At 71.0% G+C, this 25,719-nt stretch carries 24 protein-coding genes; 3 read left to right on the top strand and 21 right to left on the bottom strand.

The genetic code is table 11. From position 1 onward, the window contains the following. Positions 1-1,013: sensor histidine kinase (locus H9X80_RS07260; protein WP_239471780.1), on the bottom strand; the 1,013-nt coding region annotated here is incomplete at its 3' end. A gap of 250 nt (positions 1,014-1,263) precedes the next feature. Here H9X80_RS07260 and H9X80_RS07255 point away from each other — a divergent pair. Genes H9X80_RS07255 through H9X80_RS07245 form a run of 3 tightly spaced genes read left to right on the top strand, consistent with a single transcriptional unit; the run spans position 1,264 to position 4,570 of the window. After that, positions 1,264-2,202, top strand: a complete 939-nt coding sequence (locus H9X80_RS07255) for an ABC transporter ATP-binding protein (RefSeq protein ID WP_204793680.1) — start codon at positions 1,264-1,266, stop codon at positions 2,200-2,202. A 3-nt stretch (positions 2,203-2,205) separates the two neighbouring features. Next, a complete protein-coding gene (locus H9X80_RS07250; protein ID WP_204793679.1) occupies positions 2,206-3,396 on the top strand; it encodes an ABC transporter permease in 1,191 nt (396 codons plus the stop codon). Beyond that, positions 3,383-4,570, top strand: coding sequence for an ABC transporter permease (locus H9X80_RS07245; RefSeq protein ID WP_204793678.1), 1,188 nt, complete (start codon positions 3,383-3,385; stop codon positions 4,568-4,570). Before H9X80_RS07250 ends, H9X80_RS07245 begins: the two co-directional genes overlap by 14 nt. A gap of 179 nt (positions 4,571-4,749) precedes the next feature. Here the strand turns inward: H9X80_RS07245 and H9X80_RS07240 are convergent, their stop codons facing one another. From H9X80_RS07240 to H9X80_RS07145, 20 genes are all read right to left on the bottom strand, one after another. After that, positions 4,750-5,688 (bottom strand): TIGR02452 family protein, encoded by a 939-nt coding sequence (locus H9X80_RS07240; RefSeq protein WP_204793677.1) that lies wholly within the window; start codon positions 5,686-5,688, stop codon positions 4,750-4,752. 326 nt (positions 5,689-6,014) lie between these two features. Further along, the gene (recN, locus tag H9X80_RS07235) at positions 6,015-7,652 is read right to left on the bottom strand and encodes a DNA repair protein RecN (protein WP_204793676.1); all 1,638 of its coding nucleotides are present in this window, start codon (positions 7,650-7,652) and stop codon (positions 6,015-6,017) included. Positions 7,653-7,749: 97 nt separating this feature from the next. Next, entirely contained in the window at positions 7,750-8,607 is an 858-nt protein-coding gene (locus H9X80_RS07230; RefSeq protein WP_204793675.1) for an NAD(+)/NADH kinase, read from the bottom strand. Positions 8,608-8,634: 27 nt separating this feature from the next. Beyond that, positions 8,635-9,396, bottom strand: coding sequence for a TlyA family rRNA (cytidine-2'-O)-methyltransferase (locus tag H9X80_RS07225; protein ID WP_204793674.1), 762 nt, complete (start codon positions 9,394-9,396; stop codon positions 8,635-8,637). 1 nt (position 9,397) lies between these two features. Then, positions 9,398-9,754, bottom strand: a complete 357-nt coding sequence (locus H9X80_RS09135) for an exodeoxyribonuclease VII small subunit (RefSeq protein WP_342590891.1) — start codon at positions 9,752-9,754, stop codon at positions 9,398-9,400. A 2-nt stretch (positions 9,755-9,756) separates the two neighbouring features. After that, the gene (gene nusB, locus H9X80_RS07215) at positions 9,757-10,353 is read right to left on the bottom strand and encodes a transcription antitermination factor NusB (RefSeq protein ID WP_204793673.1); all 597 of its coding nucleotides are present in this window, start codon (positions 10,351-10,353) and stop codon (positions 9,757-9,759) included. A 6-nt stretch (positions 10,354-10,359) separates the two neighbouring features. Next, positions 10,360-10,722 (bottom strand): Asp23/Gls24 family envelope stress response protein, encoded by a 363-nt coding sequence (locus H9X80_RS07210; RefSeq protein ID WP_204793672.1) that lies wholly within the window; start codon positions 10,720-10,722, stop codon positions 10,360-10,362. A 229-nt stretch (positions 10,723-10,951) separates the two neighbouring features. After that, positions 10,952-11,518: an elongation factor P gene (efp, locus tag H9X80_RS07205; protein WP_204793671.1), complete on the bottom strand. Its 567-nt coding sequence runs from the start codon at positions 11,516-11,518 to the stop codon at positions 10,952-10,954. A gap of 91 nt (positions 11,519-11,609) precedes the next feature. After that, positions 11,610-11,996, bottom strand: coding sequence for a DUF956 family protein (locus H9X80_RS07200; RefSeq protein WP_204793670.1), 387 nt, complete (start codon positions 11,994-11,996; stop codon positions 11,610-11,612). Between the two features lie 126 nt (positions 11,997-12,122). Then, entirely contained in the window at positions 12,123-13,052 is a 930-nt protein-coding gene (locus H9X80_RS07195) for a PTS system mannose/fructose/sorbose family transporter subunit IID (RefSeq protein WP_204793669.1), read from the bottom strand. Positions 13,053-13,070: 18 nt separating this feature from the next. Beyond that, positions 13,071-13,883 (bottom strand): PTS mannose/fructose/sorbose transporter subunit IIC, encoded by an 813-nt coding sequence (locus H9X80_RS07190; protein WP_204793668.1) that lies wholly within the window; start codon positions 13,881-13,883, stop codon positions 13,071-13,073. Positions 13,884-13,896: 13 nt separating this feature from the next. Continuing rightward, entirely contained in the window at positions 13,897-14,901 is a 1,005-nt protein-coding gene (locus H9X80_RS07185; protein ID WP_204793667.1) for a PTS sugar transporter subunit IIB, read from the bottom strand. A gap of 320 nt (positions 14,902-15,221) precedes the next feature. Further along, a complete protein-coding gene (locus H9X80_RS07180; protein WP_204793666.1) occupies positions 15,222-16,346 on the bottom strand; it encodes a M24 family metallopeptidase in 1,125 nt (374 codons plus the stop codon). Positions 16,347-16,430: 84 nt separating this feature from the next. Further along, positions 16,431-17,729: a 3-dehydroquinate synthase gene (locus tag H9X80_RS07175; RefSeq protein ID WP_204793665.1), complete on the bottom strand. Its 1,299-nt coding sequence runs from the start codon at positions 17,727-17,729 to the stop codon at positions 16,431-16,433. Then, complete coding sequence (locus tag H9X80_RS07170; protein ID WP_342590890.1) at positions 17,726-18,271, bottom strand: shikimate kinase; 546 nt, start codon at positions 18,269-18,271, stop codon at positions 17,726-17,728. Before H9X80_RS07170 ends, H9X80_RS07175 begins: the two co-directional genes overlap by 4 nt. A 493-nt stretch (positions 18,272-18,764) precedes the next feature. Next, positions 18,765-19,265 (bottom strand): YqeG family HAD IIIA-type phosphatase, encoded by a 501-nt coding sequence (locus H9X80_RS07165; protein WP_204793663.1) that lies wholly within the window; start codon positions 19,263-19,265, stop codon positions 18,765-18,767. A gap of 7 nt (positions 19,266-19,272) precedes the next feature. After that, positions 19,273-20,571 carry an endolytic transglycosylase MltG gene (gene mltG, locus H9X80_RS07160; RefSeq protein ID WP_204793662.1) on the bottom strand — a complete coding sequence of 433 codons (1,299 nt, stop codon included), beginning with the start codon at positions 20,569-20,571 and terminating at the stop codon, positions 19,273-19,275. A gap of 9 nt (positions 20,572-20,580) precedes the next feature. Beyond that, positions 20,581-20,994, bottom strand: a complete 414-nt coding sequence (gene ruvX / locus H9X80_RS07155) for a Holliday junction resolvase RuvX (protein ID WP_204793661.1) — start codon at positions 20,992-20,994, stop codon at positions 20,581-20,583. A gap of 1 nt (position 20,995) precedes the next feature. Further along, positions 20,996-23,659, bottom strand: a complete 2,664-nt coding sequence (alaS, locus tag H9X80_RS07150) for an alanine--tRNA ligase (protein WP_204793660.1) — start codon at positions 23,657-23,659, stop codon at positions 20,996-20,998. A 547-nt stretch (positions 23,660-24,206) separates the two neighbouring features. Then, positions 24,207-25,625 carry an AI-2E family transporter gene (locus H9X80_RS07145; protein ID WP_204793659.1) on the bottom strand — a complete coding sequence of 473 codons (1,419 nt, stop codon included), beginning with the start codon at positions 25,623-25,625 and terminating at the stop codon, positions 24,207-24,209. Positions 25,626-25,719: the final 94 nt, after the last annotated feature.

The following is a 25,719-nucleotide window of genomic DNA, read 5'->3' as shown; positions in this document are numbered from 1 at the left end:
GGGGCGGAGGGGGCCGCCGGGACGGACGGGATGGCCGGAGCTGTCGGGGTCACCGAGACAGCCGGGACCGCCGGGGCCGACCCGTCATCCGCCACCCGCAGCCGCCAGAGCCCCGGGTGCTCGGCGAGCTCCACGCTCACGTGCCGCGCGTCCGAGTGGCGCAGCACGTTGGAGAGCGCCTCGCGCACCACCGCCAGCAGGCAGCTCGCGACCGTCGGCGGGGCCTCGCCGGCCTCCACTCGGCAGGTCGGCGCCACCCGCGTCCCCGCGCAGGCCGCCTCGACGGCCGCGCGCACCTGCACAGAGAGGTCGCAGGCGTCGTCGCGCAGGTCGTGCACGCTCGCGCGTACCTCGTCGAGCGCCTCGCGCAGCGTCCCCGCCACGGCGGCGAAATCCTGCTCGCAGGGCTCGCCCGCATGGACCACCCGCTGCGCCTCCACCTGCACGACGGCACGCGTGAGCAGGTGCCCCACGCTGTCGTGAATCTCCCGGGCAATGCGGGAGCGCTCGGAGAGCGTGGCCAGGCGCACCTCGTAGTCCTGCGCGTCGAGCGTCTCGCGCACCTTGCCCTCCAGGACCAGCGAGCGCTCCCGCAGGTCGTCGGCCACGCGCAGGTTCTCGGCGCGTTGCGCGAGCGCACGGTCGGTCCGGCGGGCGAGAAGGACGGCGCACCCGCAGGCCAGAAGCGCCGTGGCGGCGGCCGGCGCGGGCAGTGCCCCCGACCAGGCGACCGCGAGCGGCGCCGCCGCGGCCACGGCGGCGAGCCAGGGCCGGCGGCGCGCGAGGTCGTAGGCAGCGGGCGCCACGAAGGCCGCGGCGGCCGGGACCGCCAGTGCAAGCGCGCAGGGCGCGACCGTCAGCACGAGCCCCGCGCGCCCGGGCACGGCCTCGGCAAGAAACGCGCACGTCACCGCCACGAGCAGCGACGCCGCCACGGCCGGCCCCGTCCCCGTGAGCGCGAGCGTCCCCGCGCAGCACGCAAGCACCACGAGCTTGTCTGCGATCCTCTCCATGGGCCGATTCTAGCAGCCGCGAGGTTCTTCTCGCCGTGGCTGGGGTGATGGGGAGCACGTCGTGACAAATGTCACGGCCGAGCGGCCGCCCTCCCGCCGACTCGTGACAGAAGTCACTTCCGCGCGGGGCGGGGTGCGCCGACACTGGGCACGGTGGGGTACGGCGACGCTGGGTCGGCGAGGTACGCCAACGCGGGGCCAGAGGGTACGCCGGCACGGAAGCTCGCGTCGGACGCGCGAAGGAGGCGCCATGGAGGAGATCGTCAGCGTGGAGGGGCTCGTGAAGCGCTACGGGTCGCGGGTCGCGCTCGACCACTTTGACCTGCACATCGGCCGGGGGGAGATCTTCGGCCTTCTGGGGCCAAACGGCTGCGGCAAGACCACGGCCATCAACTGCGTCCTGCAGCTGCTCTCCTACGACCGCGGGACCATCCGCCTCTTCGGCGAGGAGATGGCGCCCGACCGCCGCGACCTCAAGCGACGCGTGGGCGTGGTGCCGCAGCAGGTGGCGGTGCTCGACGAGCTCACCGTGCGGGAGAACGTGGACGCCTTCTGCGCCCTCTACGTGCGCGACCGCCGCGAGCGCGCCCGCCTCGTGGACGAGGCGCTGGACTTCGTGGGGCTCTCCGGCCACGCCCGGCAGCGGCCGCGCCAGCTCTCAGGCGGCCTGGCGCGGCGCCTCAACATAGCCTGCGGCATCGCGCACGGCCCCGAGCTGCTCTTCCTCGACGAGCCCACCGTGGCGGTCGACCCGCAGAGCCGCGGGGCCATCCTGGACGGGATCTGCCACCTGCGCGACGCGGGCGCCACCGTGGTCTACACGAGCCACTACATGGAGGAGGTCGAGCAGATCTGCGGGCGCGTCATGATCATGGACGCCGGGCGCGCCATCGCCGAGGGCACCTGCGACGAGCTCAAGCGCCTCGTGGACGTGGGCGAGAAGATCGTGGTGGAGTGCGCGCCGCCGGCGCCGGAGGTGATGGTGGGGCTCGAGGGGCTGCCGTGCGTGGCGCGCGCCGCCTACGACGCGGGCGAGCTCAAGGTGGACTGCGCGCCCTCGGCCCACGGCCTCGTGGACGTCCTCGAGGCGCTCGCGGCCGCGGGCGTCGAGGTGGGGCGCGTCTGGAGCGAGCCGCCCACCCTGAACGACGTCTTCCTCGAGCTCTGCGGCCGCGAGCTCAGGGACTAGGGGGTGGATGCCGTGCGCTCGGTCTTCTCGCTCATGCGCTTCGACCTCCTGCAGGCGCTGCGCAACCGTGGCGTGGTCATCTGGGTGCTCCTGTTCCCGCTGCTTCTGGCCACGGTCTTCATGTTCATGTTCGACGGCGTGCCGGCTGGCGGCACGCAGGCCGCGGCGGTGGGCGTGGTCTCCGACGGGTCCGAGGGCACCGAGGCGCTCGCGGGCGCGCTCGAGGAACTCTCCTCCGGCGACGACGCGCCAATCAACGCCGTGCGCTACCCCGACGAGGCGGCGGCCGCCGAGGCCGCACGGTCCGGGGAGGTCTGCGCCTACGTCGTGGCCGCGGCGGGGGCCGCGCCGCGCATGGAGGTCCCCGCGCGCGAGTCCGGCACCGTGGACCAGGCGGTGGTGCAGCTCGTGCTGGAGCGCTCCCTGCAGGTCTCGGCGACGCTTGCGACCGTGGCCGAGGTCGCGCCCGAGGCGCTCTCCTCCCCCGGTGCGGCCGTGCGGCTGGCTTCGGCGCTCGCCGGCGACGACGCGACCACCGAGCGCCTCTCCGTCCTGCGCACCGAGTCGAGCGAGTTCGCGCGCTACTACTACGCAATGCTCGGCTTCTCGAGCCTCATGGGCGCGCAGGTGGCGCTTTTGCTCGTGGTCTCCAAGCGCGCGGACGGCACGCCCGCGGGCGCCAGGCGCCAGCTCGGCGCGGTGGGCCCGGTGGCTCAGCTCGCCAGCTCCCTGCTCGCCGCGTGGGTCGTGGTCTTTGCGTGCCTGGTGGTGGCGCTGCTCTACATGCGCCTCGTCGTGGGGGTCTCCTTCGGCGGGCGGGAGGGGCTCGCCGTGGCGGCCTGCGCGGCGTGCGCGCTCGTGAGCTGCGCCGTGGGCGCCCTCATCGGCTCGCTGCCGCGCGTCTCCACGAGCGCCAAGGACGTCGTCTGCACCGTCGCCACGATGGGCCTGTCGCTGCCGGCCGGGCTCTTCGGAGAGCCGTCGCAGCGCCTGGCCGACTGGCTCTCCGCGAACGCGCCGCTCGTCCAGGCGGCAAACCCCGCGGTGCAGGTCGGCGAGACATTCTATCGCCTCGCGTACTACGACTCGCTCGCGCCCTTCGCCCAGTCGGTGGGCGCGCTCCTGGCCATCTCCGCCGTTCTTCTCGCCGTGTCGGCACTCTTCATGAGGAGGCAGCGCTATGCAGCTCTTTAGGCTCGCCGGACGGGTGGTCCTGCGGCATCGCGGGCTTCTGGCCATCTACGTGGTCGCGCTCGCGGCGTTCGGGTGGCTCATGGCCTCCTACGTGGGCACGGGGTCCGGCCCCTACGAGGCCGTCCGGCCCACCGTGGCCGTGATCGACCGGGACGGCTCGGCGGTGTCGGGGGCGCTCGCCGCGTGGGCGGCCGAGGAAGGCGAGCTCGTGGAGCTGCCCGACACCACCTACGCGCTGCAGGACGCCGCGGCCAAGGACCTCGCCAACTACGTGCTCGTGATCCCGGAGGGCTACGGGGAGGGCCTCGAGGCCGCCGCGCGCGCCGGCGCCGAGCCGCCCGCGTTGGAGTGCGTGGTGAGCTACAGCGACGCGCGCGGGTCCCTTGCCGACGAGCGGGTGCGCGCCGGGGCGCAGCAGCTCTACGCACTGCTCGCCGAGACGGACCTTACCGCGGAGGAGGCCGTGGGCGTGGCGCGGCAGGCGCGCGGGGAGGCCGAGACGCGGCTCGAGGTGGGCGTCATCGAGGCCGAGGAGGCCGGACTGCCGAGCGACTACCTCGTCTACATGCAGTTCTCGACCTACGCGCTCTTTGGCGGGACGGCGATACTGGTTGCCTGCGGGCTGCGCTCGCTCGGGCGCGACCAGCCGGTCACGCAGCGGCTCCTGGCCGCCCCGCTCACCGAGACGGCGCGCGGGGCGCAGCTCGCGCTTGCGTGCCTGGGCGTGGGACTTGCGGTCTGGGCGGCGGTCGAGGCGCTCGGGGCGCTGTGGTGCGCGGGCTCGCTTGCCGCGGCCGACGCGCGGCTGGTGCTGCTGGCGCAGGCCCCGCTGCTCGCGCTGGCCTGCGTGGGGGCCGCCTTCGGGTACCTGCTCTGGAGCCTCGGGGCCACCGGGGACCTGGCGCACGCGGCCGGCAACATCGGCTCGATGGTGCTGACCTTCCTCGGCGGGACGTGGGTTCAGCAGGCCAGCATGGGCGCGGCGGTCACGGCCGTGGCGCGCCTCACACCCGTCTGGTGGGTCGTCCACGCGCTCGGCGAGGTGTACGCCGCCACGGGGACGACGGGCGGGCTCGTGGCGTCGGTGGCGGCGCAGACGGGGCTCACGGCGCTCTTCGCCGTGGCGCTCGCCGCCGCAGGGATGGCACTCGGCCGCGCGCGGCGGCGCGGGTAGCGGGGGCGGTGGGGCCGCAGCGGGGCGGGACGGCTGCACGCGGCGACGGTGCGCGCACCGTTTTCGGACGGTCTGACGTTCCATTTCGTCCGGAAACAGTGCCTCCTCAATGGCGCGCACCGTTTCTGGACGGTTCTGGGCTGCAGAACGTCCGGAGACAGTGCGCCCCCGGCGCCACCCTACAGGTACTGGCGCCAGTCGTCCTCCTCCTCGGCCGCGGCCTCGTCGGCACGCGCGGCCTCCGCGGCGGCCCGCGCGGCACGGCTCACGTACGGCGCGGCGTTGACCTCGGGAAACGTCACAAACGCGTGCTCAAAGACCTCGAGGTGCTCGTCTGCGCGCCCGCGCGGCACGGCAAAGGTCACCTCGGACGCCGCGTGCGTCCCGCTCGCGAGCTCGACGCGGAAGGCCTCGGCCACCTGCGCCGCGTCCCAGCCGAAGACGCCGCACCCAAAGGCCCCGAGCACGAGCTTCTTGTGCCCGAGCTCGTCGGCGATCGCCATCACCATCCGCACGCGGTCCGCAAGCGCCGCCGCGAGGGCGTCCTCCCCCACGCGGTACTCCTCGCGGGCGCGCCGCGCGTCCGGGGCCGCAGCCACGATGACGTCGGCGTAGGAGTGGTAGCCGTCGCGCTCAAAGCGGACGCGCGGCACCACGAGCGCGCGGTTGCGGAAGAGCTGGCAGTTGATGTTGCGCCGACGGTTCTCGGCATACCAGCTCGCCTTCTCGGCGAGCACGTTGTAGAGGAAGCTGTCCGCGCAGAGCGCCTGCTCCTGGCCCCAGGCGCCGCGCTCGTAGCCGCCGCCCGGCTGCGTGAACGAGGCGAAGTCAAGGACCGCCAGGTCGCACGCCGAGGCGATGCCGCGGCCCAGGCGCAGCACGGCCGCGACGCTGTCCTCGTCGGTCACGGAAACCGAGGGCATGCACGGCTCGGCGACCTGCGGGGCCGGCGCGCCGTCAAAGGAGCGCGTCCCGGCCACGGCGCGGGAGATCTCCTCCGGAAGCGAGCGCGCCATCTCCTCGACGTGGCGCCTTGCCTGCGCCGCGCGGCTCGGCCCGCGCCCCTCCCGACCCGTGCGGCCGCCGTTGGTCCTGCGACGTGCGTCTCTCTCAGCCATGTGCGCTCCTCTCGACGTCTGCCGTCATTCTCGCACAACCGCGCCGCACCGCAAGCCCGCAGGCGCGCCGGGCTCAAAGCCCCCGCCCGCTGGCGTTGTCACCCTCATCTCAGGATAGTAAATTACTAAATTTTCTACGGATCCGCAGGTGGCGAGAAGAACCTTGGTTCTTGGACCGCCTTCATAGACCTGAGACGGGGATGATAAATCTTTTGCAGATCGGCGAGCTGAGGCGACGGCGAGGCGGCCTCCTGCGGCGGCGGGCCAAGGGCGGTGATGGCAACACGAACACGCAAACCGTCAGCCCGCCAAAAGGCGCCACGCGCCTACGCCCTCCCGCGGGCGGCCAGCATCTCGCGCGCGAGCTCGCGGCTCGTCTCGCCGGTGTCGCCGGAGAGCATGCGGGCCACCTCGGCCACGCGCTCCTCGCCGGAGATCTCCGTGAGCGTGGTCTCGGGCACGCCGGAGGCGCCCTCGGACTTGCGCACCAGGTAGTGCTTCTCGGCCACCACGGCCACCTGCGCGAGGTGCGTGACCACGATCACCTGGTGGGTCCTTGCCAGCCGCGCGAGCACGCCCGCGAGCGCCACCGCCGTGGCGCCGCCCACGCCGGCGTCGACCTCGTCAAAGACGAGCGTCTCGCAGTCGTCCGCCTCGCCGAGCACCACCTTCACCGCCAGCATCACGCGGCTGACCTCGCCGCCCGAGGCGATCTTGCGCAGCGGCCGTGCCGTGAGGCCGGCGCCCGGGCGGTAGAGGAACTCCACGCGAGAAGGACCGTGGCTCCCCCACTCCGCGCGGGACAGGCGCTCCTGCGCCACCTCGAGCGAGGCCGACCCCATCTCCAGCGAGGCCATCTGCTCGGTGACCGCCGCCGCCAGGCGCGGGGCCGCCTCCGCGCGCACCGCGTCGAGCGCGTCGGCCGCCCTTGCGAGCGCGTCCTCGCGGCGCGCCACTTCCGCGGCCGCCTGCCGCTCGAGCTCGCCGCCGTCGCTCGCGGCCGCCACGACCTGCCGGGCCTCCTCGCGCCGGGCGAGCACGTCGGCCATCGTCGGCCCGTAGGCACGCCTGAGGCCCTCGAGGCTCGCGAGGCGCGTCTGAAGCCGCTCGAGCTCCTCCGGGTCAAAGTCCACCTCGTCGGCGTAGTCGCGCAGCTCGGAGGACACGTCCTCCACGTCGATGAGCGCGCTTCTCAGCGCGGAGGCCCACCTGCCGAGCGCAGCGTCGTAGCCCGCGGCCTCCTCGAGCGCGCGGACCGCATCGGAGAGCGCGTCGCAGGCCCCGCCGTCGCCGGAGAGCGCCTCGCGCGCGCCGGCGGCCGCGGCCATGAGCGCCTCGCCGTGCTCCACGCGCGGCAGCTGCGCCTCGATCTCCTCGAGCTCGCCCTCGCGCGGGTCCACCTCGTCGATGCGCCGCAGGACGAAGGCGGCCTCGTCGAGCTTCTCGCCGGTGGAGCGCCCCAGCTCGCGGACGCGCTCCAGCTCAGCGGCGGCGTCGCAGGCGGCCGCCAGGGCATCGCGGTAGGTGGCCAGGGCGTCGGCCGCGGGGACGCCGACCCACGCGTCGAGCAGCTCCACGTGCGTCTGCTGGGAGAGGAGCCGCTGGTGCTCGTGCTGGCCGCAGAGGTCGACCGAGGCCCCCACGCGCGCCGCGAGCTCGCGGACGCTCGCCATGTGGCCGTCGAGCTCAACGCGGCCGCGGCCGTCGGCGGAGACGCGGCGGCGCACCACGGTGCCGTCCTCGTCGTCCCCGCGCAGGAAGAGCCGACCCTCCACCTCGAGCGAGGAGGCGCCCTCGCGGACCATGCCCGCGTCGGCACGCTCCCCCACCAGAAGCTTCACGGAGGAGAGCAGCGCGGACTTGCCGGCGCCCGTCTCGCCCGTGAGCACCGTAAGGCCCGCGGCCGGCTCGATGGTTGCATCATGGATGAGCGCGACGTCGCGCGCGTGCAGCTCGTCGATCATGCGACCGCACCGTCCTTCTCGCCGTCAGGGGTGGCGGGACGCGGGAGCGCCCGGCCGCAGTGTGCCACGGTCACGCCGTCCTTCTCGCCCGCCGCCACTACTTGCCCACCTGGCCGTAGAACACGCGGGAGACCGAGTCGTAGAAGCTCTGGCTGCTGCGGTCCAGCAAGATCACGTCACCGGGGCCGCGGCGCACGCAGGCGCGCACGCCCACGCTGCCCTTCTCGCGGTGCACGGGCTGGCCGTCCGCGAAGAAGTGGCGCATGGCCGGGCGCTCGGGGCTCATCTCGATTTCCACCACATCAGACGGCGAGGTCAGAAACGCGCGGGCCATGATGGTGTGCGGCGCGATGGGCACGCAGACCATGCCGGTGAACTCCGGCGTCACGATGGGGCCGCCGGCCGCGAGCGCGTATCCGGTGGAGCCGGTGGCCGTGGAGACCACGAAGCCGTCCCCGCGCAGGCGGTCGATGTGCTTGCCGGAGACGGAGACGTCGAACTCCACCATGTCGCCCGCGCCGCCGCGCGAGAGCGCGAAGTCGTTCAGGGCGAAGCTGTGGCGCGTGTAGGAGCCGCCGTCCTCGCGCTCGAACTCGCACTCGATGTCCAGGGTGGCGCGCCGGGAGACGTGAAGCTCGCCGGCGAGGGCGTCGCGCACGGTGGCGAGCAGGTCCTCCGGGCCGGCCGCGGTGAGAAAGCCCAGGTGGCCGTAGGAGATGCCCACGATGGGCACGCCCGCGTAGCCCACGATCCGCGCCGCGCGCAGCAGCGTCCCGTCGCCGCCGAGCGAGACCACGAGCGCGCAGTCGTCGGCGGAGTCCTCCGCGTCGGGGAAGCGCTTCTTGTCGTGCGCCCACGCGACGTCGATGCCCTCGTCGTCAAGCCACGACTCGAGCCGGCGGGCGCTCTCCATGGCGTCCTCGCGCGCGTAGTTGGGGACGATGAGGACCTTCACGGTTGGCGGCCTTTCTCTTGGTCTTGGTCAGCGGGGTTCGTCCTGCCCAGTATACCCCGGCGCGTCCGCGCAGAGCAGATACTCGACGTTGCCCTTGTGGCCGGTGATCGGGCTCTCGCAGGTCCCGCGCACGGAGAGGCCCGCCTCCTCAAAGGCGGCGCGCACCCGGTCGAGCACGGAGGCGCGCACCGCGGGGTCGCGCACCACGCCGCCCTCCCCCACCTCGTCGCGCGCGGCCTCGAACTGCGGCTTCACGAGCGTGAGGAAGGTCCCGCCCGGGCGCAGTAGCGCCAGCACCGCGGGCAGCACGGTGAGGACGGAGGTGAAGGAGACGTCGCAGACAGCCAGGTCGACGACGTCGGTGCCGACAAGCGCCGGCAGGTCGACCGCGTTGGTGCGCTCGAGCAGGCGCACGCGCGCGTCGCCGCGCAGCTCCCAGGAGAACTGCGCGTAGCCCACGTCGACGGCGGTGACCGAGGCGGCGCCGCGCTTGAGCAGGCAGTCGGTGAAGCCGCCGGTGGAGCAGCCCACGTCGAGGCAGTCGAGCCCGGAGGGGTCCACGCCAAAGGCGTCGAGCCCGCGCTCCAGCTTGAGGCCGCCGCGGCTCACGTAGCGCGAGCGGCCCCTCACGTGCAGGGGGATGCCGGGGAGGACCTGCTCCCCGGGCGAGGTGAGGCGACGGTCGGTGGTGGAGACCTCACCGGCCATCACGGCGCGCAGCGCCTCGTCCCTTGTCGAGAAGAACCCCTGCTCGACGAGCTCGGCGTCGAGCCGTCGGCGGCGGGGCACCCTAGCGCCCGTCTGCCGGGGCGGGCGCGTCGGCGGCCGGCTCGGCGTCGGTGCGCTCGTCGGCAGGCTCGTCGGCCGCACCCGCGGCGTCACCGTCCTTCTCGCCGGATTGGTCCGGGACCGCGGCCTGCCCGGCAGGCTCCGAGGGGGCCTCGGCCAGGCGGGCCTCCTCCTCGGGCGAGAAGTCCGTGGCGTCGACGAGGCTCACGGCCTTGGAGCCGAGCGCAATGGCCTCGTCGAAGAGGTCGAGCGAGCGCTCCAGCGAGACGCCCTTGTCGCGCACCTGGGCCACGATGTCGTCCAGGCGCTCGGTGATCTCGCCGAAGGTCTGGTAGCGCGAGACGTCGACGCGGGCCACGGCTAGTCGTTCCCTTCCGGGCTGTCCGTGGGCTCGGAGGGGCCGTCGGAGTCGGCGGAGTCGGCGGACTCGGTCGCAACGTCCTCCTCGGCCGCCGCGGCCTCAGCGGCCGCCCTCTCCTCGGCAGCGCGCCTCTCCTCTGCCCTGCGGCGGGCGTCCTCGCGGGCCACGGCCACCACGTCCACGCCGGCCTCCAGGTCGTCGGCCACGCGGCCGAGCACGCCGTTCACGAAGCGCGAGGACTCGTCGGTGCCGTAGGCCTTGGCGAGCTCCACGCACTCGTCGATGGTGACGGCAACGTCGACCTCGGGAACGTGGAGCATCTCGTAGAGCGCGAGCCGCAGGAGGTTGCGGTCCACGGCGTTCATGCGCGAGAGCGACCACGTGGCCGAGCGCATGGAGATGACGGCGTCGAGGTCCGGACGCGTCTCGTCGCAGCCAAGGGCGAGCTGGCGCGCGTAGTCGTCGAGCGGGCCCTGCGAGAGGGCGTAGTCCCCGTCAAGGGTCTCGATGACCGAGCGGCCGTTGGCCTCGGACTGGAACAGCAGCTGCAGGGCCTGGCTGCGGGCGAGGGTGCGCCCGCCGAAGTGAGTGCTCACGTACGCTTACTCCTTGGGGAAGACGAGACTGTCAATGCACACGTCGACGGCGGAGACCCCCACGCCGATCTGCTCGGCCACCGCGCGGGCGACCTCCTCGCGGACGTCGGCCGCGAGCTTGGTGAAGGGGTAGCCGTAGAACACGGCGAGGTGCACCGTGAGGTGGAGCTCGTCGTTCTCGACGAAGGACTCGACGGCCTTCTCCGGGGAGAGGCTCCTGCTCGTGAAGACCGAGATGAGGCTCGAGGCGATGTCGTTGCCGCCGACCGAGGCCACGCCCTCGACGCGGCGCGCGGCGATGGAGACGATCGTGGAGACGACATCCCTGGAGATGCCGATGCCGGAGACGTGAAGCTCGCTTTCGGCCATGGAGGACCTCCCTTGGTTGATGCACCCGTATCCTAGACAGTATACCCGTTGGCGGGCGGGCCGGCTGCGGACGGACAGGCGGACGGACGAGTCAGCCGGACACGACAGCCAGCCCCGCTGCGGGCAGGCGGCGTGCGCCGTCGACAAAACGCCCGCGGCCGCACGCGGCCGCGGGCAGGACCCCGGACGCCCCGGGGGATGCGATCTCTGAGTCGCTGTGGCCCGGCTCCTAGACGCGGCTGACGAACTTGCCGCCGTCGCGGGTGTCGACCTTGATGACCTCGCCCTGGTTGAGGTACATCGGGACCTGGAGCACGGCGCCGGTCTCGATGGTGGCCGGCTTGGTGCCGCCCTGGACGGTGTCGCCCTTGAAGCCCGGGTCGGTCTGGGTAATCTCGACCTCGATGAACATCGGCGGCTCGACGCCCAGGAGCTCGGTGTCGGCGTAGAGGAGGCTGGCGTTGTCGTTCTCCTTGAACCACTTGGCGTTGTCGCCGATGAAGTCGGCGGGAACGGCGATCTGCTCGTAGGTCTCGTTGTCCATGAAGTAGTAGGAGTCGCCGTCGTTGTAGAGGTACTGCATCTCCTTGGTGATGAGCTGCACGTTCTCGAACTTGGTACCGGCATTGCAGGTCTGGTCGATCACGCGGCCGCTCTTGAGGTCACGGATCTTGTAGCGCACGAAGGCGCCGCCCTTGCCGGGCTTGACGTGCTGGAACTCGACGATCGTGTAGTACTTGCCGTTAATCCTGAGGCCCATGCCGTTCTTGAAGTCTGCGGTGCTGATGGTTGCCATGAAACGCCTTTCTACCCCTTGCGTGCATACGTACAGCCACCTAGTTTAGCACGTGAGCGAGGGGCGGAGGCATGTGTCAGGGCCGCGCGTGCTACCCCCGGCGCGTGATGCGGTGCCAGATGCCAACGAGGCCGGCGCGGATCACCCCGAAGAAGGTAGCCGAGCGCAGGAGCTTCTCGCCGCCGATGTGCGCGCGGATGGCCCTGAGCGCGGCGCGGTTGTCGCGCGTGGAGAACGAGTAGCTGGCGCCGCCCACGGTGAAGACGGCCCAGCGCGCGATGACCCTCCCGCCGAACATGACGCTTGCCGAGACGTGGTCGATCTGGTCCCAGGGGATCTGGATATAGTCCTCGACGTTGCGCTCGTTGTAGAACTCGAGCGCGCGGTCGCCGATCATCATGTTGCCGTACTCGGCGAGCCCCATGAACGAGGTGGCTCGCACGGTGAGGTCGACCTGGGTGTTCTGGGACTGGGCCATGCCCTGCCCCCTCCTCTCGTGACGGGTGCGAAGAACGGGCGCACAAAGTGCGGGGCCGCGCCCCGCCGAAGGTCATTGTGACACTTCAGGCGGCGACGCGGCCCCGAGAGGTCGTGCGCTGCGGGACTAGAGCAGGCCGATGAGGTGGCCGACGATGCCCACGACGAACATGCCGATGATGATGACGATCGGCGAGACCTTCTTCTTGAGCAGCCAGCAGCACAGCAGCGTGACGCCCACGGCCGCGAGGCCCGGGATCAGGCTGTCGAGGTTCTGCTGGAGCGTGGTGACTTTGGTCGCCGAGAGGGCGAGGCCGGACGCCTGGTCGGAGAGGGCCTGCAGAATCGCGGAGCCCACGCCGCTCTCCTGGGCCACCGCGTCAAGGGCGGCCGGGTCGATGTAGGCGCCGGTGTCAAGCGGCACCGAGGAGACCACGGGCGCGAAGGTGATGGACACCCAGCGCTCGACCAGCGAGCCGATGACGAACATGCCGAGGATCGAGGCGCCCTCGGTGATCTTGCCGAGCAGGCCGCCGGAGAGGTCGTTGGTGATGGAGGTGCCCAGCTTGTAGCCGAACTCCTGCGTGTACCACTCGAAGACCATGCGGATGACGTTCCAGGCCACGAAGAAGATGATCGGGCCGGCGATGGAGCCACCCATGGCGAGGGAGGCGCCGAGCGCGCCGAGCAGCGGGCGGACGGTGTACCAGAACACCGGGTCGCCGACGCCGGCGAGCGGGCCCATCATGCCGACCTTGACGCCCTGGATGGCGGCGTCGTCGATCGGGGCGCCGTTGGCGCGGTCCTCCTCGAGGGCGAGCGTGACGCCCATGACCGGCGAGGAGACGTAGGGGTGCGTGTTGTAGAACTCCATGTGACGCTTGAGCGCCGCAATCTGGTCATCCCTGTTCGTGTAGAGCTTCTTGATGGCCGGGATGATGGAGTAGCACCAGCCGCCGTTCTGCATACGCTCGTAGTTCCAGGAGCCCTGCAGGAACTGGTGGCGCCACCAGACCTTGATTCGGTCCTGCTTGGTAAGGGTGATCTTGTCTGCCATGTGTCTCTACCTCCCTTCCTACTCGTAGTCGTCCAGGATGTCGCCGAGCGGGTCGCCCGAGCCGGCGGCGCCGGCACCGGACTTAGCAAGCTCCTTGAGGCCCAGGTAGATGAGGGCCAGGCAGATGCCGATGGCACCCAGGGCGATCAGGGTGAGCTCGGAGATGGCGGCGAGCACGAAGCCGAGCACGAAGAACGGCCAGACCTCGCGAGTCGCCATCATGTTGATGACCATCGCGTAGCCGACGGCGGCGACCATGCCGCCACCGATGCTCATGCCGTCGGTGAGCCAGGCGGGCATGGCGTTGAGGGCGGCCGTGACGGCCTCCTGCGGGATGAAGCAAAGCGCGGCGGCCGGGATGGCAATGCGGACGCCCTGCATGCAGATGGCCACGATCTGGAGCGCGTCGATGGTGCCGAAGTTACCCTTGGCAGCGGCGGCGTCCATGCCGTGGACGATGGGGATGGCCAGCGTACGGACGATCATGGTCAGGAACAGGCCTGCCACGGACAGCGGCACGGCCACGGCGATGGCCGTGGAGATGGCCTCGGACTGCTCGGTGCCACCGTTGAGGGCAATGACCATGAGGATGGCCGAAGCCGTGGAGGCCAGGGCCGCGTCAGGGGCGACGGCGGCGCCGATGTTGGCCCAGCCGAGGGCCATCATCTGCAGGGTGCCGCCGAGAATGATGCCGGCCTCGAGGTGGCCGCTCACCAGACCGATGAGCGTGCAGGCCACCAGCGGCTGGTGGAACTCGAACTCGTCGAGGATGCCCTCCATGCCGGCGAGGAAGGCAACGAGGACAATCAGGATGATTGTAAGTACCGACATGTTTCCCTCCTTCTTATGCCTGGGCCTGGGCCGCCAGCTCGGACTCGGCCTTCTTGATCATCGCGTCGTAGTTCTCCGGCGAGTCGGCCGGGACCTTGCGGATGTCGAACTCGACGCCCTCGGAACGGAGCTTCTCGAGGCAGTCGATGTCCGCCTGGTCAAGCGCGATCGCGTTGGTGGCGACGACCTTGCCCACCGAGTGGGCCATGGAGCCGAGGTTGACGTTCTTGATGTCCACGCCCGCCTCGACGCACTTGAGCACGTCCTGCGGCGTCTCGAAGAGCAGCATGACCTTGGTGGCGCCGAAGCGCGGGTCCTTGGAGACCTCGATCATCTTGGAGATCGGGACGACGTGGACCTTGACTCCCGGAGGCGCCGCCTGGACGATCATGGTCTTGCGGAGCTCGTCGTGCGAGACGCCGTCGGAGACCACGATGATGCGGTCGGGGTTGACCTGCTTGGTCCAGGTGGTCGCCACCTGGCCGTGGAGCAGACGGGTGTCAACGCGGCAGTGGGCGATCTTGATGTGACCGTCACCGAGGACCGTGCCCGGTGGGATGGCGCCGACCGGGGCAGCCGCAGGCGCGGGAGCGGCAGGGGCTGCCTCCGCGGGAGCGAGCTCCTCGGGCTTGATGCAGACGCCGGCCTTGGCCTCGGGATAAATCTCCTTGGCCACGTCAGCGGCAGTCTCGGCACCCATGCGGGCGCCGTAGGCCGAGATGAGCATCGGCAGGTTCATGCCGCCGACGGCCACCCAGTTCTCGTGCCCCTCCTCACTGAGCAGCAGCGAGACCTGGTTCCAGGGCGTGCCGCCCTGGAGGTCAACCAGGAACAGGACCTGGTCCTGGTCCTCGAAGCCTGAGACGGCCTCGAGCAGCTTTGCCCTGAGGTCGTCAGGCCCCATCTCGGGCATGAGCGTCACGGCAGCGACGTTCTCCTGCGGGCCAAAGATCATCTGGCCGGACATCTTGATGCCCTCGGCGAACGTGCCGTGACTGGCTAGAACAATGCTAACCACCGCTTACCTCCTTCTACAAAACGCGGACTCTTACCTACCTACATGCACGCGCAGAAACAGGTTCCCCCTGCACAACTTCTCCCCCGTTGCTCCACGTGCCGTCCATATTCTAGCAACTTGTGTACACCCCGTGAAGCAAACAGATCCGACTTTTGCTGCCGCTCACCCGCAAAAGAGGTACCGCTCGCCAAGCCGCGAACCCCGCTCGGCGAGAAGAACGCACGGCAGAAAGAACGTGCCCCGTGCGCAGAGGGTATCTGCGCACGGGGCACGAAGCGAAGGCTGGGGAGGCCCGCAGCGGACCCGCGGGTCCTTCTCGCCTAGCGACCGACCACCACGAGGTCGTGGGTAGAGCGGGTGAAGGGCTTATAGCCGTCCTCGGTGACCACGCCGAAGTCCTCAAGGCGGATGCCGAAGCGGCCGGGCAGGTAGATGCCGGGCTCCACGGTGACCACCGAGCCGGCGGGCACGGGACGGTCCCAGCTGCGGTTGAAGTTGGGGCGCTCGTGGATCTCGAGGCCGACGCCGTGGCCGAGGCCGTGGCCGAAGTAGTCGCCGTAGCCGGCCTCGGAGATGACCCTCACCGCGGTGTTGTGGATGTCACGCCCGATGACGCCGGCGTGGATGGCGGCGGCGCAGGCCTCGTGGGCGCGGCGCACCACGTCGTAGACGGCGCGCTGCTCGTCGCTCGGCTCGCCCACGCAGACGGTGCGGGTCATGTCGGAGTGGTAGTCGTGGTAGCCGGCGCCGTAGTCCATGACGATGAGGTCGCCCTCCTGGACCACGTAGGGGCCCGGCTGGGCGTGCGGGTTGGCGCCGTTGGGGCCGGCGGCGATGATCGTGCCGAAGGAGAGGGAGTCGGCGCCGTGGGAGAGCATGTAGTTCTCGAGCTCCACGCGGATCTCCTGCTCGGTCTGGCCGGCGTGGATGAAGCCGCAGATGTGGTCGAAGGCGGCGTCGGTCACCTGCTGGGCGCGGCCCATGAGCTCGATCTCCTCGGCGTCCTTGACCATGCGCAGGTCGCAGATGTCGCCGTGCAGGCGCGGGGTGAGGCAGGCGATGCTGGCCGCCGCGCAGGCGGTACCGAAGGCGTCGAAGAAGGCGAGGTCGCAGGTGTCCTCCACGGCCACCACGCGGGCGCGGGCCTCGGCCACGCGCCGTGCGGCCCACTCGGCCGGCGAGGTGACCTCCATGTCGAGCTCCCAGGGGCCGTCCGTGCCGATGCGCTCGACGAAGGTGTTGTAGTAGCGCGAGTCGGTGTGGAGCCACAGGCGCTCGGCGCTCACCACCGCGGTGTGCGCGACCTCGAGGTCGAAGGTGCGCTCGGCGCCGGTGAGCCAGCGCAGGTCGGGGTTGTTGCGCAGGATGACGGCGTCGTAGCCGCGCTCCGCCATGAGCGTGCGCAGGCGCGCGACGCGTCCGTCGATGGTCTTCTGGTCAGCCATGTTCTTCTCGATTCTCCTTGGTTCTCTCGTGACGGTCTCAACAGAAAAATGGGTGGCCCGGCGCGGACGCGCCGGGGTTGGTCGCTAGGCGGGGCGGGTAGCGCACCAGGCGCCCACGTGCTCGGCGAGCGTCTCGTCGGCGACGGCGGAGAGCCGCACGCGGCCGAGCGCACGCGGGACCGCCAGCATGAAGCGGCGCGAGCGGCGGTAGCGCTCGGCGTGCAGGGCGTCCACGAGGGCGTCGGCGTCCACGGGCGCGGGCGTGGTGCCCACACCGAGGCGCTCGAGCAGCTCGTCCTGGGCGAGCATGTCGTCGATGGAGAGCGACTCGGTGGCCACGCCCAGACGCGCCGCGAAGCGCAGGCCGTCGGCGAGAAGGACCGAGGCGCCGACGCGCTCCCCCACCAGCGAGCCGAGCGCGCGGGCGAAGGTCGTGCCGTACTCGATGGACTGGCGCACTGCCGCCGAGGTGGACGCGACCACCTTGCCGCGGGTCTTGACGCTGTCCTGCAGCTGCGTCTGGAGGGCGTCGACGTCTCCGGCCACGAGGTCATCGGCCGCGTCCCAGAGCCGGCCGAAGGCGCGGTCAGAGTCGCACATGGCGGTCTGCACCATGAGCGCGAAGGCGCAGGCCATCTCCTCGGTGCCCACCGGGCAGCACGCAACCTCGGTGTCGATGGCGTAGAAGCGCGCCGAGCCGTTCTGCGCGACCATCCGCGGCAGGCCCGGCAGGTCGAGGGCGCGCGGCGTGGGGCCGGCGAGCAGGGCGGCGGACGGGTCGAGCGGCACCTCGGCGAGCGACACTCCGCCGCACCACGACGCGCAGGCAAACGACGCCACGGAGAGCGTCCGGTAGCCGCCGACGGCCACGACGAGGTCGTCAGCGGTCACGCCCCGCTCGGCGAGGAGCTCGCCTAGGGAGCCGACCGCCGCGAGGTCGCACCCGGCGAAGGGCGTCTGCGCTACCGAGAGCTCGAAGCCCTGGTCGGAGAGGTTGCGTCGCAGGGCGTCGACGGCGCTCTCGGGCGCCTCCGGCTCGTGGACGAGCAGGCAGCCGTGCGGGCGGCCCACCGCCGAGCGCAGCGCGTGGGGCAGATCCGACAGGGTGCCGGTGCCCACGCGCAGGTCCATCGAGCCGTTGCGCAGGGTGACCCACTGGCGCGTGGCCCTTCTCGCCGGCGCGGGCTTGGCGGGCTCGGGGGTCGGTGCGGGTGCGGGGGCCGGCTCCGGTGCGGCTGACGCGGACTCCGTCCCCGGCTCGGCCGCCGTGGACTCAGGTGCGGCCGCCGCCGACTCGGACGCCGACGCGGCCTCCGGCTCAGGTGCGGCCGCCGCCGGCGCGTCCTCCTGCGGCTCCCTCTCCTCGGGCGTGTTCTCGCTCATAGCAGGCCCCTCTCCCAGAGCAGCTGGCCCGACTCAAGGGCCACCTGCTCGAACGTCTTGTCGCGGATGTCGATGGTGAGGTCCGCCGCGCCCTGGTAGAGCGGCCGACGGTGACGGTAGACCTCACGCGCGTGCTCGGCCGAGCCGAGGTCGGGCCGGCGCTCCGGGCGGCGAATCTGCCGCAGGGAGTCCTCGAGGTCCCCGTCCAGGTAGACCACCACGCCCATCTCGTGCATGAGCTCGCAGTTCTCCGGGCGCTCCACGATGCCCCCGCCGCAGCTCACGAGCAGCGACTTGCGGCCCGAGAGCCGGGAGAGCTCGCGCGTCTCGGCATCGCGGAAGGCGTCCTCGCCCTCGTCGGCGAAGATCTCCGCCACGCTCTTGCCAAGGCGGCGCTCCACAAGGCGGTCGGTGTCCACGTGCGGGCGGTGGAAGAGCGCACCGAGGTTGCGGGCGAGAGTCGACTTCCCCGCGCCGAGAAACCCCACGAAGAAGATGTGGTCGCACCCCTCGTGGACGACGTATCCCGAACCCTGCGGCACCGCGCCCCTCTTCCTTCGACAAACCAATAATCCGGGCACGATTCTACCAGTGCCCGCGACGGGTGGAAAACCAGGGCCTCTCGGTACGGTCTTCATGCGGGGCAAATCACAAATTCTGGTGATATCGGCCGCGCCGCTAGGCGCTCCCGGGCCGAGGGCTCTTCTCGCGGTTCTTCTCGCCGTTCCTTCTCGCGGTTCTTCTCGCCCCATGCGCCGGGTGTTAGGAACCGGCGCACCTTTTGCCCGTGCGCCTCCGGGCCGTTAGGAATCAACGCATCTTTTGCTCCGACGGGCAGAAAGCGCGGCGGTTTCTAACCAAATCGCCCGCCAGGAACCAGAGATGCAGCAATTCCTAACCAAACCGCCCCGGAGAACCAAAGATGCCGCGATTCCTAACGCACGGCGCAGCGGCAACGGCACAGGGGGGGCAACGGCGCAGCGGCAACGGCACCGGGACAGCGCACCCTGGCACCCGGGCAGCCGCAGCCGCGCGCTACTCGCCGTCGAAGGTGACGCCGGCGAGCGCGAGGCGCTCGAAGACGCGGAAGACGTGCGTGTACCAGAGGTCGCTTCGGGACTGCGGGCGCACCAGCACCGTGCGCACGCCGGCGAGGTTGCCGGCCGCCACGTCGGTGAAGACCTGGTCGCCGATCATCACGGTCTTCTCGGCAGTTGCGCCATGGAGGCGCATCGCGCGGCGCAGCGCCAGCGGCAGCGGCTTCATCGCGTGGTCCACGAAGTCCACCCCCAGCTCCCGCGCCGAGCGGCTCACCTGGGAGGTGTGGAAGTTGTTGGATACCAGGCAGAGCTCGAGCCCCGCCGCGCGCGCCGCGTCGAGCCAGGCCGCCACCGCGGCCGGGGCCGTGCGGGCGTCGCGCGGGACGCAGGTGTTGTCGCGGTCCAGAAGCACCAGCTCCACGCCCTCGGACAGGAGCCAGCCGATGTCGACCTGCGGCAGGGAGGCCACGTAGCGCGTGGCGCGCAGGAGCGCCATAGTCCCCCTAGGAGTTGCTGATCGCGGCGTTGTGCTCGTCGAGCGTACGCGAGAAGGCGCACTCGGTCTCGCCGGCGTCGTTGGTCCAGTAGTAGAAGTAGAAGTACCCGTCGGAGATCATCGTCTGGTCCGGGGAGCAGACCGCCTGGAGCGAGTCGCGGCTCGGGCTGCAGATCGGCGTGGGCGGGAGCCCCTGGTTGACGTAAGTGCTGTAGGGGTCCGACGCGTTGTTGAGCTCCTCGGGCGAGGGCTCGTGCCCCACGGAGTAGGCCGTGGTGGCGTCGGACTGGAGCAGCCCGTAGGTGGGGGCGCCCGGCGTGTCGAGGCGGTTGTACATGACGCCGGCGACCTGGGCGCGCGTGTCGGGCGTGGCCTCCTTCTCCACGATGGAGGCGAGGTTGACCACCTCGGCCACGCTGAGGCCGCGGCTCTGGGGGAAGCTCATGTCAAGGGCGGAGAGCTCGGTGCCCATCTGGTCGAGCATGGCGCGGATGACCTGGTCGGCGCTCACGGCGTCCTCGTTGAAGGTGTAGGTCATCGGGAAAAGGAAACCCTCGAGCGACTCCTGGCTCACGCCGGAGAGGAAGTCGTAGTCGGCCGCGTAGTTGGCGACCGTTGCCTGGGCGGTGAAGTCGGCGGCGGGGATGCCGCAGGCCTGCTCCACGGCCTGCGCGATCTGCGCGAGGGTGTAGCCCTCGGGGATCGTGAGCGTGGTACCGGCGTTGGGGCCCGCAACCAGAAGGTCGATCACCGAGCCGAGATCAGCGCCGGCGGTGAAGAGGTAGGTGCCGCTCTTCATCTGGGACTCCGCCTCGGTGCGGCGGGCCTGGCCGAGGAACTCGCCCTGGTCGGAGATGACGCCGTTGTCGTAGAGGATCTGGGCCACCTGGGTGGCGCCGGAGCCGTCCGGGATGGTGACGGTCACCTGCGTGCCGGCCGCGACCTGCGGGGCCTGCGCGGAGTCATCGGACGGCGCGAGAAAGGAGGGCACCACCACAAACGCCAGAAGGGCCACCACGGCAACGGCCGCCACTACGCCCGCGACGATCCCAACCGTCCGCCCGCCACCGGGGCGACGCGGGGCGCGCCGGACGTTGTGGCTGCCCGCGCGACGGGTGGCCGCCGCGGTGCGGCTGGAGACCCGGCCGGTGGTGAGGGCGGAGTGGGACGTGACGGAGCCGGGCCGCTGCGCGGAGGGCGCGCCCACCACGGGGCGCGGCGCGCGGGCCGACGAGTTTGCGCGAGGGGCGCCGCCGCCGAAGTGGGAGGCACCGTGCTTGGGGGCGTTGCCGTCAGATGTAGCCATCGTGCTCTTTCAGATCTGCCTGGCGTCGAGCCAGGACTGCAGGAACAGGGAGGCCGCGACCATGTCGACCTTGCCGCGCATGGCTCGCTCAGAGAGGCCCTGCTCCCTCAGGATACGCTTCGCCTCGGCCGAGGACAGCCGCTCGTCGGCAAACTCCAGAGGAAGTCCGCAGCGTGCGGCTATCGATTCGGCCTGGGACTTGATACGCTCGGCCTGGGGGCCGTCCTCCCCCGCCAGCGTCATGGGTCGCCCGGCGAGAAGAACCTCGGGCTCCCAGTCCTCCAGCACGCGGCGGAAGCTTGCGGCGTGAGCGAGCACCTCGGCGGAGGGCAGCACGCACACGGGCGAGGCCACGCGGCCCGTCGGGTCGCTCACGGCCACGCCCGTACGCTTCTCGCCTATGTCAAGCGCGAGGACCCTCACGCTACGCGAGCCCGAGCGCCTCGCGGGCCGCGTCGAGCGCAGCCTCGATGCCGGAGGGGTCGGTGCCGCCGGCCTGCGCCATATTGGGGCGCCCGCCGCCGCGGCCGCCCACGCAGCCGGCCACCTTGCGGATGAGGTCACCGGAGGAGAAGCCGGCCGCCACGGCGGCGTCGGTGGCGCCGGCGAGCAGGGCGACCTTGCCCTCGGGGGTGACGGTTACCAGCAGGCACGCCACCGGGCCGTCGGACTTCTCGCGGATGGTGTCCCAGGCGCCGCGCAGCTCCTTGGCCTCCAGGCCGTCGACGCGCGCGATCACGGCCTTGTAGGCGCCCGCGTCCACCGCGGCGTCCATGGCCTGGCCGATCTTGTCCGAGGAGGCGCCGAGCAGCGCGTCCTTGAGCTTGTGGTCGAGCTCCTTGACCTGCGCGCGCAGGTCGCCGATGCGCTCGGCCACCTCAGTCGGGCGGCACTTGAGCTCGTGGGCCGCCTCGTCGAGCACGAGCAGGCGCTCGTCGAGGTACTCGATCGCGCCCATCGAGGTCACGGCCTCGATGCGGCGGGCGTTGGAGCCCACCGAGCTCTCGGAGACGATCTTGAAGAGGCCGAGGTCGGCGGTGTTGCGGGCGTGGGTGCCGCCGCAGAGCTCGCGGCTGAACGGCTCGTCGGACTCGCCGGTGGAGACCACGCGGACGACGTCGCCGTACTTCTCGCCAAAGAGGGCGACAGCGCCGGAGGCCTTGGCCTCCTCGAGGCCCATGACGCGGGTCACGATGGGCTCGGCGGCGAAGATCTCCGCGTTGACCATGCCCTCGATCCGGGCGAGCTCGTCGGCGGTGACGGCCTCGAAGTGGGTGAAGTCGAAGCGCAGGCGGTCGGGGGCCACGAGGGAGCCTGCCTGGCTCACGTGCTCGCCGAGAACCTTCTTGAGTGCGGCGTCCAGCAGGTGGGTGGCCGTGTGGTTGCGGCGGATGAGCTCGCGGCGGCCAGCGTCAATCGCGGCCGTGACCTCGTCGCCCACGGCGAGCGTGCCCTCCTCCACCTGCGCCACGTGCGCGTAGAGGCTGCCGCGGGACGTCGTGTCGCTCACGCGCAGGCGCGCGCCAGCCGCCGTGGCCAGCGTGCCGGTGTCGCCCACCTGGCCGCCCATCTCGGCGTAGAACGGCGTGCGGTCGAGGACCACCTCGACCTCGTCGCCTGCCGCGGCGCGCTCGACGGAGGCGCCGCCCGCGACAATCGCGAGGACGCGGGCCGTGGCCTCGTTGGCGTCGTAGCCGCAGAACTCGGTGGCTGCGAGCGTGTCGGAGAGCTCGGTCCAGACGTCGTTGAAGGTGCCCCAGGCGTCGCGGTTGGCCGAGGCGCGGGCGCGCTCGCGCTGCTCGGTCATGCAGGCGTCGAAGGCGTCCATGTCGACCTCGTAGCCGGCGGCGGCGCAGATCTCGCGCGTGAGGTCAATGGGGAAGCCGTAGGTGTCGTGCAGCTTGAAGGCCACCTCGCCGGGCAGCACGGCGCCCTCGGCCAGGCTCTCGAGCTCGGAGTTCAGGCTCTCCTCGCCGGCCGCGAGCGTGGCGCCGAAGCGCTCCTCTTCGGCGGCGACGATGCCCTCGATGAGCGCGCGGTTCTCGACGATGGCCGGGTAGACGTCACCCATGAGGCGGCAGACCTCGTCCACGTAGGCGGAGAGGAACGGCCCCTCGATGCCGAGCAGGCGGCCGTGGTAGACCGCGCGGCGCAGCAGGCGGCGCAGCACGTAGCCGCGGCCCTCGTTGCCCGGCAGGATGCCGTCGCCGATCATGAAGGTGACGGCGCGGGAGTGGTCGGCCACGATGCGCAGGCTGCGGTCGGCGGACTCGTCCTCGCCGTAGGAGCGGCCCGAGAGGCGCGCGCCGACGGCGATGAGGCTCTGGAGCAGGTCGCCGTCGTAGTTGGTGGACTTGTGCTGCATGATGGCCGCGATGCGCTCGAGGCCCATGCCGGTGTCGATGTTCTTGTGCGGGAGGTCCGGCATGGAGCCGTCCTCCTGGCGGTCGTACTGCGTGAAGACGAGGTTCCAGAACTCGAGGAAGCGGTTGCAGTCGTCGCAGCCGGGGCCGCAGGTGGGCTTGCCGCAGCCGAACTCCTCGCCCTGGTCGAAGTAGATCTCGGAGCACGGGCCGCAGGGGCCGGTGGGGCCAGCCGCCCAGAAGTTGTCGTCGGCGCCGAGGCGGGAGATGTGGTCGTACGGGACGCCCTGGGCGTGCCAGAGCTCGATGGCCTCGTCGTCGTCCTCGAAGACGGTCATGTAGAGGCGCTCCTTGGGCAGCCCCAGGTGCTCCGGGCTGGTGATGAAGTCGTAGGCCCAGGCGATGGCGTCGGCCTTGGTGTAGCCGCCGAAGGAGAAGTTGCCGAGCATCTCGAAGAAGGAGAGGTGCGTGGCGTCGCCGATGTTGTCGATGTCGTTGGTGCGCAGGCACTTCTGGCAGGACGTGGCGCCGATCTCCGCCATGGTCTTCTTGCCTTGGTAGTACTCCTTGAACTGGTTCATGCCCGCGTTGGTGAGCAGCAGCGACGGGTCGTCCGGGACAAGCGAGGAGGACGGGCAGAGCTTGCAGCCCTTCTCCTCGAAGAACCGGAGGAAGTCCTCGCGAATCTCGGCGGTGGTCATGGTCTTGTAGTCGGCGGTGCTCATATCGCTCCCTGCGGTCGGGTTCTCTGCGGTTGCAACCTTTGCAGTATAGCGCGCCGCGGGCTGAGCTGCAGCGTAGCCGCGGTTGATGCACGTCGCGTGGAGGGGCGGGGGCGCGGCCGACGGCGCACGGTCGGCGGCACGCGGGCGGCAGTGCGCGTTAGGAATCCCGGCACCTTAGCGTCCTTCTCGGTGTGCGCGTGTCCTTCTCGCCGGTGCACGTTAGAAACCCCGGCACCTTAGCGCCCCCGTCGGCGGCGCATGTTAGAAATCCCGGCACCTTAGTGTCCTTCTCGCCGCGCACGTTAGAAATCCCGACATCTTAGCGTCCGGAGGGCATAACATGCTGGGATTCCTAACCAAAACGGTGGGAATCGTACTAACATGCCAGGATTTCTAACGCGACACGATACGCCCGGCAACGCGCGCCACGGCTTCGTAGGAGCCACGCGACAGCCTCAGCCCTAGAAACGTCGCCTGGCTCCCGCATCCCAAGGCCGTGGCAGCCCAGCGACGCGTTCGGCGAGAAGGGCGTCGTCTGGCCCCTACGCTACACCTCCGGGCTAGAGGAGTCTGCGGGGCGAGAAGAACCTGCAGTGCGGTCATCGGACCCTTCGGCGGCAGGGGCGTCGGGCCGCGGGTCCTTCTCGCCTGAGCCGGCGTCGGGGCCGCACGCGCCACGGTCCTTCTCGCCTGAGCCGGTACCGGGGCCGCCAGCACCAGGGTCCTTCTCGCCGTGGAGGCGGGCGAGGCCGGCGAGGAGCCGGGAGCGCTCGATGAAGGCGTCGTCGTCGAGGGCGTCGAAGGTGGGTTGCGGACGGCCGTCGGGGTCCGCGAACGGGGTGGAGCCGAAGAAGGCGCCCTCGCGGGAGACGAGCTGGCGGCCCGTGTGCGTCTCGAAGTAGTAGACGAAGAAGCCCTTGATGGCGGCCGTGAGCGGCACGGCAAAGAGCATCCCCACGGCCCCGCCGAGGCAGCCGCCGATGATGATGCCCAGAAGCGAGAGTGCCGGGTGGATCTTCACCGCCGAGCGCATGACGATCGGCGAGAGGACGTTGTCGGTGACGTTTTGGGCCACCACGGTGATCACGAGCGTCCAGAACGCCACGGGCAGGCTCGTGAAGAGGCCGAGAAGGACCGAGGAGACCGACGAGAGGAAGGGGCCGACCACCGGGATGAAGTGCATCACGAACGTGAAGATGCCGAGCAGGCCCGCGTAGGGGTGGCCGAGCAGGGCCAGCCCCGCCGCCACCATGACGCCGTTGGCGAGCGAGGTGATGAGCGTGCCGCGCATGTAGCCGCCCATCGAGCGCGAGAGCACCGCGAAGGTGAGGACCATGTCCTCGTCGTGGTCGGGGCCGGCGATGACGGCAAGCTCGCGCATGATCTTGGGGTAGTCGAGCGCGAACCAGTAGGCCAGGATGAGGCCGAGGAAGAAGGTCACGAGGTGACCCGCCAGCCCGGCGATGTTGGCCACGAGCCCGGTGGAGAGCTGGCGCGCGAGGTCGGAGGCGATCGAGGTGCCCGCGTCGGTGAGCACGCCCACCAGCGCGTTGACGGTGTTCTGCACGTTCGAGCTGCCCGAGGAGCCGAAGGTGTCCCAGAAGGTGGCGAGGGCGTCCTGCAGCTGCGTCACGTAGCCGGGGACGTTGCGCAGGAGCACCGTGAGCTCGCGCAGGAACGGCCCCACGAAGAGCGCGAGAACCACCACGATGGCGGCCACCACCAGGAGGAGGGCGAGAAGCGCCGCCAGGCTGCGGGGCACGTGCCGGTCCTCAAGCCAGTTGGTGACGGGGCTGCAGACGAACCCCACGATCACGCCCACGAGCAGCAGCTCCACGGCCTGCCCCACGATGCCCAGGCCGCGCACGGCCAGCACGAAGAGCACGATGGCGCCCACGAGGGCCCACGCGACCGTCGCGCGCAGGCGCCACTTCTCAAAAGCGTGCTGTCTCTGCCTGTCCGCCATGTGCCTCTCCTTTAACGGTGCGCGGGCGGTTCGGGTGCGGGGGCGGTGCGGGGGCGGGCCTGCCGCCAGGTCCTTGTCCTGGAACGGGGCTCGG

The organism is Olsenella profusa (assembly GCF_016900315.1).
GTDB classification, from domain to species: Bacteria; Actinomycetota; Coriobacteriia; order Coriobacteriales; family Atopobiaceae; genus Thermophilibacter; species Thermophilibacter profusus_A.
Note: the sequence above shows the minus strand (reverse complement) of the source record. Positions and strands in the feature narration are given on the sequence as shown.

Bases quoted from the DNA above. Each gene is read 5' to 3' on its own strand.
- H9X80_RS07255 (WP_204793680.1), top strand. From the start codon at position 1,264: ATGGAGGAGATCGTCAGCGTGGAGGGGCTCGTGAAGCGCTACGGGTCG.
- H9X80_RS07245 (WP_204793678.1), top strand. From the start codon at position 3,383: ATGCAGCTCTTTAGGCTCGCCGGACGGGTGGTCCTGCGGCATCGCGGG.
- H9X80_RS07240 (WP_204793677.1), bottom strand. From the start codon at position 5,688: ATGGCTGAGAGAGACGCACGTCGCAGGACCAACGGCGGCCGCACGGGT.
- recN (WP_204793676.1), bottom strand. From the start codon at position 7,652: ATGATCGACGAGCTGCACGCGCGCGACGTCGCGCTCATCCATGATGCA.
- H9X80_RS07210 (WP_204793672.1), bottom strand. From the start codon at position 10,722: ATGGCCGAAAGCGAGCTTCACGTCTCCGGCATCGGCATCTCCAGGGAT.
- efp (WP_204793671.1), bottom strand. From the start codon at position 11,518: ATGGCAACCATCAGCACCGCAGACTTCAAGAACGGCATGGGCCTCAGG.
- H9X80_RS07200 (WP_204793670.1), bottom strand. From the start codon at position 11,996: ATGGCCCAGTCCCAGAACACCCAGGTCGACCTCACCGTGCGAGCCACC.
- H9X80_RS07195 (WP_204793669.1), bottom strand. From the start codon at position 13,052: ATGGCAGACAAGATCACCCTTACCAAGCAGGACCGAATCAAGGTCTGG.
- H9X80_RS07190 (WP_204793668.1), bottom strand. From the start codon at position 13,883: ATGTCGGTACTTACAATCATCCTGATTGTCCTCGTTGCCTTCCTCGCC.
- H9X80_RS07180 (WP_204793666.1), bottom strand. From the start codon at position 16,346: ATGGCTGACCAGAAGACCATCGACGGACGCGTCGCGCGCCTGCGCACG.
- H9X80_RS07175 (WP_204793665.1), bottom strand. From the start codon at position 17,729: ATGAGCGAGAACACGCCCGAGGAGAGGGAGCCGCAGGAGGACGCGCCG.
- H9X80_RS07165 (WP_204793663.1), bottom strand. From the start codon at position 19,265: ATGGCGCTCCTGCGCGCCACGCGCTACGTGGCCTCCCTGCCGCAGGTC.
- mltG (WP_204793662.1), bottom strand. From the start codon at position 20,571: ATGGCTACATCTGACGGCAACGCCCCCAAGCACGGTGCCTCCCACTTC.
- alaS (WP_204793660.1), bottom strand. From the start codon at position 23,659: ATGAGCACCGCCGACTACAAGACCATGACCACCGCCGAGATTCGCGAG.
- H9X80_RS07145 (WP_204793659.1), bottom strand. From the start codon at position 25,625: ATGGCGGACAGGCAGAGACAGCACGCTTTTGAGAAGTGGCGCCTGCGC.